Here is a 4,679-nt window from a genome sequence, read left to right as displayed (position 1 = left end):
CGCTGTGCTGCAACCGCTCGCTGCTCTTGAGGTGAGAGAAGCCCACCGGAGAGTCCAGGCTGTGCGTCGAAGGCGGGGGGCTGGACGGCAGCCGTCTTGATCGAGGCGGGCTCTGCATAGGCGCTCGTAACCGTGGGGTCAACGTAATCTGGCTGCTGCATCGCCGCATAGGCCGGATTGTCGAGCGAAGGGAGAATGCCGGCGTCAAGCTGTTGGTCGAGGAGACCGCGACGGAGTGCGTTCTTGCCTGCTGCGCCGGGGGCTGATGCAAAGCGGGACTCGTCGAAGGGTGTCGTCGCGAACCTGTTGTAGCTCAGTTCGGGGACGGTCTGCATGGTGGGCTGCTGGACACGCATGTCTACGTCCTTCAATGGGGCGCGCTGGACGGAAGTGAGGGGGGAGCTGTAGGAGGCGTATTCTGCAGGGCTGATGGGCTCTGGAGTGTTCAGGATGCCCACAAGGTCTGGGGGCCTTGACGTGGGCGTCGGCGCGTTCGGGATATCAGCCATTGGCGTGTAGCTGTTAAGAAGACCGGCGCTGACCGGGTTTCCGTAAGCATCCGTCACCCGACCGGGGCGATACCCCTCCACCCGCTGCATCGAATCGAGCAATGAACCTCGCTGGTCCTCATCGAGGCTGGAGAGTGGCGTGTCTGGGGTGACGCCAGCATCTCGTGCTATTCTGCTGTAGTAGCCCCGCGTGTCGTTCTCAAAGCTAGGAGCATATTGCGTGATCGCCCCCGCAATAGTCTTGTCGGCGTACCTTGGGCTATCGAACAGAAGCGAGGATTTAGCCTGCCTGCCCGCCTCATAGGACGGGAAAACGGCAAAGCGCCCATCAGTCCCGATAGCGCCCTTCGACCGCGCGAAATCCCCATATTCAAGGTTTCCGGGGTTGTTGTTTCGCCAGTTTCTTGTGCCACTCAGGGTATACGTGTTACCATCTGATGCGCGCACCTGCGTCCAGCCCGGGCCAGCCGCGACAACCTCACGGATTTCCATGCGCTACCTCGTTGCTTTTATGCTGATTTCGTCCGCCGCGATGGCCGACGATGTGGATGCTCTGAAAGAGCGGTTTTACGAGAACCATGCCGCTTGCCGGATGGGCGAATTCAACGGAAAGCCAATCTCACAAGCAGATTCCGACAAGGCTTGCGGCCAGCTTGACCGCCTTGCTGTCGTTCTCAAGAAGGCCCACCAGTGTTGGGATAAGTCGGAACTCGTTTGGAGCCCATGCAAGTGAAACAACCTCACCCGCTTCTTGCAGCCGCAGGCCTTATTGGTGGAACTCTGGCTGTGGGCTATCAGCGCCAGAACCCAGGAATGACGTTTGATTGGCGCGATTACACCATGTTTGTGGTGTTCGGCCTTCTTCTCTACTGGCTCCTGAAGCCGTCGAAGAGCAGCGAATAGATTACTGCTGCTGCGACTGGACGAGCGCACCGCTTCCGACGATTGCCGACGTGCGCCCTAACAGAGCCCTGACAGCCTGAGATTTCTGCTCAGAGCTGAGGCGAGCCTGTTCGATGCGCTGAAGCTCGTTGGTGATCTGCGCCCGAACCTCTGGCGATGTCGTCATCAGGCGCTTGGCGATGTTATCGGCAACCTGCGGCGTGAGACCCCCGAGCATGCGAAGGCGAGAGCCGACGAACTGCAACGCCGCCGGGACAATCCCCTGAGTGACTGCGGTCTTGGCCGTGTTAAAGCCGTCTGCCGCGCCTCCGGTCTCGAACATGTCGGCCATCTGGCGCGCCGTGGTCGAGTTGCCGCGCACCGCGTCGTAGGTCGAGCGCTTCTTGGCTTCCGCAAAGATGGCCTGCCGGAAGGTCTTGAACTGCGCATCGTTGTCGAACAGCGCGCGGAGGTTCTTGACCTGCTGGCGGTTGCTGAAGAATTTCAGGATAGCGTTGTTGGTGAAACCTGCTTGGTCGATCGAGTTGCGAATCCATTCAGCAGCCCCAGCCCGCGCGGCTTCCTTCTCTGCCGGCCCCATGGCAGCCAGCCCGCGACGAACGGATTCCGGGGACTGGGCCATTGCCCCACGCCCAAACTCAAGCGCCTTATCGAGCGACTGCTGTCCACCCCAGATCTTGCGAGCCTGCCCATAGACAGGATTTTGTGCGTCGAGCTGCTCAAGTAGGCGGTTCTTCAGGTTGTTGATGATGCGACCGTCGTTCGTCACCTTCTTGGTGATGCTGTCGGTCTCGGCGTCTACCATGTCATCAAGAGCGGTCTTGATATATTGCCATGCTCGCTGATCAGGAACGCGCTTGAACGTCGCCGTGCCGTCGTCCGCGATATTGACGAACATCTGCTTAAACGGAACCTGCTCATTCGCAGCAAGCTCTTCAGCCTTCGCCAGAGCACGGCGACCCGCAGGCGTGTTTATGATGCCCTCAAGCTCCTTGGTGAAGTGGATAGGCGTCTTCTCGGCTTCTTTGAAGAGAGGAGCGGCAAGACGCTTCGCAGTGTCGGCAATCTCGTCCTTCGCCGCCAGATAGCCGTCAGGATCGGCTAGCGTCTGCCCTACGACGTTCTTCAGGCGGTCACCCTGCCCCAACTGGCGCAAGGCAAGCTGCGAGGCAACGCGGGAGCGCGCTGGGCCGGGAATGTTAGTCGTGGTGCGCAGAAGATCACGCGTGGACGAGCCGCCGACATCAGCGAGCGACAGCCCCTCGCGGGCCGCGCGGTTAGATGCCTGCTCTACCGTCATACCTGCATTGTTGAGGCGTTCGGCAATCTTTCCGGCGCCATAGCCAGACGGGTTGACGCGAGCGCGCACAGCATCAGCCACCGGCTTCAGCACAGCACCGCCGACCGTCTTGCCAACACCAAGCGCAGCCGGGACCGCAGCACCGAATGCCAATCCAGTCGCCGCGCCTTGCCCGATATCCGTATCGTGTCCTGCCGCCTGTGCAGCGCCGACAGCAGCACCCTGCGCGCCGCCCTTGATTACACCCCCGGCAAAGCGGCCGAGCTTCGCCAGCGTGCCAGGATTGGCGACAACGCCAGCCTGTGCAGGGAGAAGGCGCGGGAGCATGAGAGCCGCCGTCACATCAGCCCCATAGGCAGCAGAGCCGGCTCGATCCCGAGCGTTCTGCGTGCCTTGGCGGTTTGCGGCTAGCTCTTCCTCATAGGTCTTGTCTGTGAAAGGCGCGCGAATAGCCGCAGCAGCCTTGTCACCGAAGCCGAAGGTCAAGTCGTCCCCGATGATGTTGCCGATGTCTTGGGCTGCAATAATCGGCTTCTGCCATGTCGGGCGCTGGTCATAGAGTGCCTTGGCAGGGTTCTGCGTCATAGCCGACAGTTCGGAGCGCAAACCCTTCTGGCTGTCGTCATCGGCAGCTGGCTGCTCCACCTGTGCCTCGTCTTGCTTTGCAGGCGTTATGCCGATCTGGGTCGCGATCTCGTCAACGGTCTTAGCCTGATCCTCCGGGGAGAGGCTCAGGAAAGAGTCGTCAACGGTGACGCGCTTCCCCTGAATGTTAAGAGTTGCCATTTATTGGCCCTCGACCGAGAACTGGATGCCGGACGACGTGCGACCGCCCTTGTTGCTCATGCCACCCTGCGGCTTGTAGAAGTCACCGCCCCGAAGCTGGTCTGCGCGCTGCTGGTTGAGTGCGAGGCGGTTGTTTGCTAGCGCCTTGGCCCGTTCAAGGATCTTCTTGCGAACCGGAGGCGGTTTGCTCGACGATGCCTGAAGTTCGAGGAGGATAGCGCGCTCTCCTTCAGTCGGGTTTCCGCCGAAGATGGTTTTCAACTGGCTCAAAGCGCCCTGCTGCACCAGATTGTCGTATTCCGTGGTTGCCGCTGAGCTTTCCGGCGACGAAAGAGCATCCGGAACGGCCCAATCAGGCAGATTATTGCCCAGCGTGGCACGCGTCCCAGTGAACCAGCCGGAATTGGCCTTGTCATTGATAGTCATCGCCTGATCTAGAAGCCCGATCGCGGATTTGTTGGTCGAAATCGCGTCATCAGCATCAAGAATGGCCTTCTTGTCGGTCGTCGTGAGCGGCTGCGCGTCTTCCCTTGGCATTTTGCCGGTGAGGACGAAGGCCTGATAACGCGGGTCGCCAGGATCGAGACCGAGGCGATTTGCGGCGTTGGCGCGGTTGGAATAGTCATCCATTCCACCAGCCTTCTCAGCCTTCCCGAGCGGGCTGAAGACACCGGTTTCGTTGTCATAGTTGCCGTAGGTGCCATCTGGCAGCGTCTGGAACGTGAAGTTCCGCACTGGCTTCTGTGCCTCCAGCTTTTGCCGATAATACTCCTTGTAGGCGTCAGCCGGTCCAAGGGCTCCAGCCTCCACGGCCTGCGCCAGATCCGGGTTGTTCTGCTTCAGGAACTGAAGGGTGCGGTTATAGGTGCGCCCGTCCTGCCGCGCGTTATAGAGATTGGATGCGGCCTGCCCGACCTGATCCTGTGCCGTCTTACCGCTGAGAAGGCCAAGGCCAACGCTAAGGAGCGTGTTGGAGTTGTTGAACGGCTGGTCGTTGTTCGCGAACCACGAAGGCAGCGTCTGATTGCCGAGAGTGGGGAAAATCGCCATTGTTTACCCTCAGAAGAAAGAGCCGAGGAGGCCGGCGCCAGTTGTGCCGTACCCCAAAGCGGTAAGAAGCGGATTTTGACCTGGCTGGCTCTGTGTACTGGTACCGCCAAGCTGACCGGCGCCAGACGCGA

At 60.4% G+C, this 4,679-nt stretch carries 3 protein-coding genes and 1 pseudogene; 1 reads left to right on the top strand and 3 read right to left on the bottom strand.

Annotated features, from left to right (window positions below):
- A pseudogene (locus IB244_RS31290) lies at positions 1-1,001 on the bottom strand (hypothetical protein); the annotation flags it as partial.
- Between the two features lie 237 nt (positions 1,002-1,238).
- On the opposite strand from IB244_RS31290, the gene IB244_RS31285 reads away from it, so the two are divergent.
- A complete protein-coding gene (locus IB244_RS31285) occupies positions 1,239-1,412 on the top strand; it encodes a hypothetical protein (RefSeq protein ID WP_192306922.1) in 174 nt (57 codons plus the stop codon).
- A gap of 1 nt (position 1,413) precedes the next feature.
- On the opposite strand, the gene IB244_RS31280 is transcribed toward IB244_RS31285, so the two are convergent.
- The gene (locus tag IB244_RS31280; protein WP_192306924.1) at positions 1,414-3,498 is read right to left on the bottom strand and encodes a hypothetical protein; all 2,085 of its coding nucleotides are present in this window, start codon (positions 3,496-3,498) and stop codon (positions 1,414-1,416) included.
- On the bottom strand, positions 3,499-4,548 hold the full coding sequence (locus tag IB244_RS31275; RefSeq protein WP_192306920.1) for a hypothetical protein: 1,050 nt from the start codon (positions 4,546-4,548) through the stop codon (positions 3,499-3,501).
- Between the last annotated feature and the right edge of the window lie 131 nt (positions 4,549-4,679).

This window comes from Rhizobium sp. RHZ02 (assembly GCF_014851575.1).
Classification (GTDB): Bacteria; Pseudomonadota; Alphaproteobacteria; order Rhizobiales; family Rhizobiaceae; genus Rhizobium; species Rhizobium altiplani.
The sequence above is the reverse complement of the archived record's forward strand: the minus strand, read 5'-3'. Positions and strand labels throughout refer to the sequence as shown.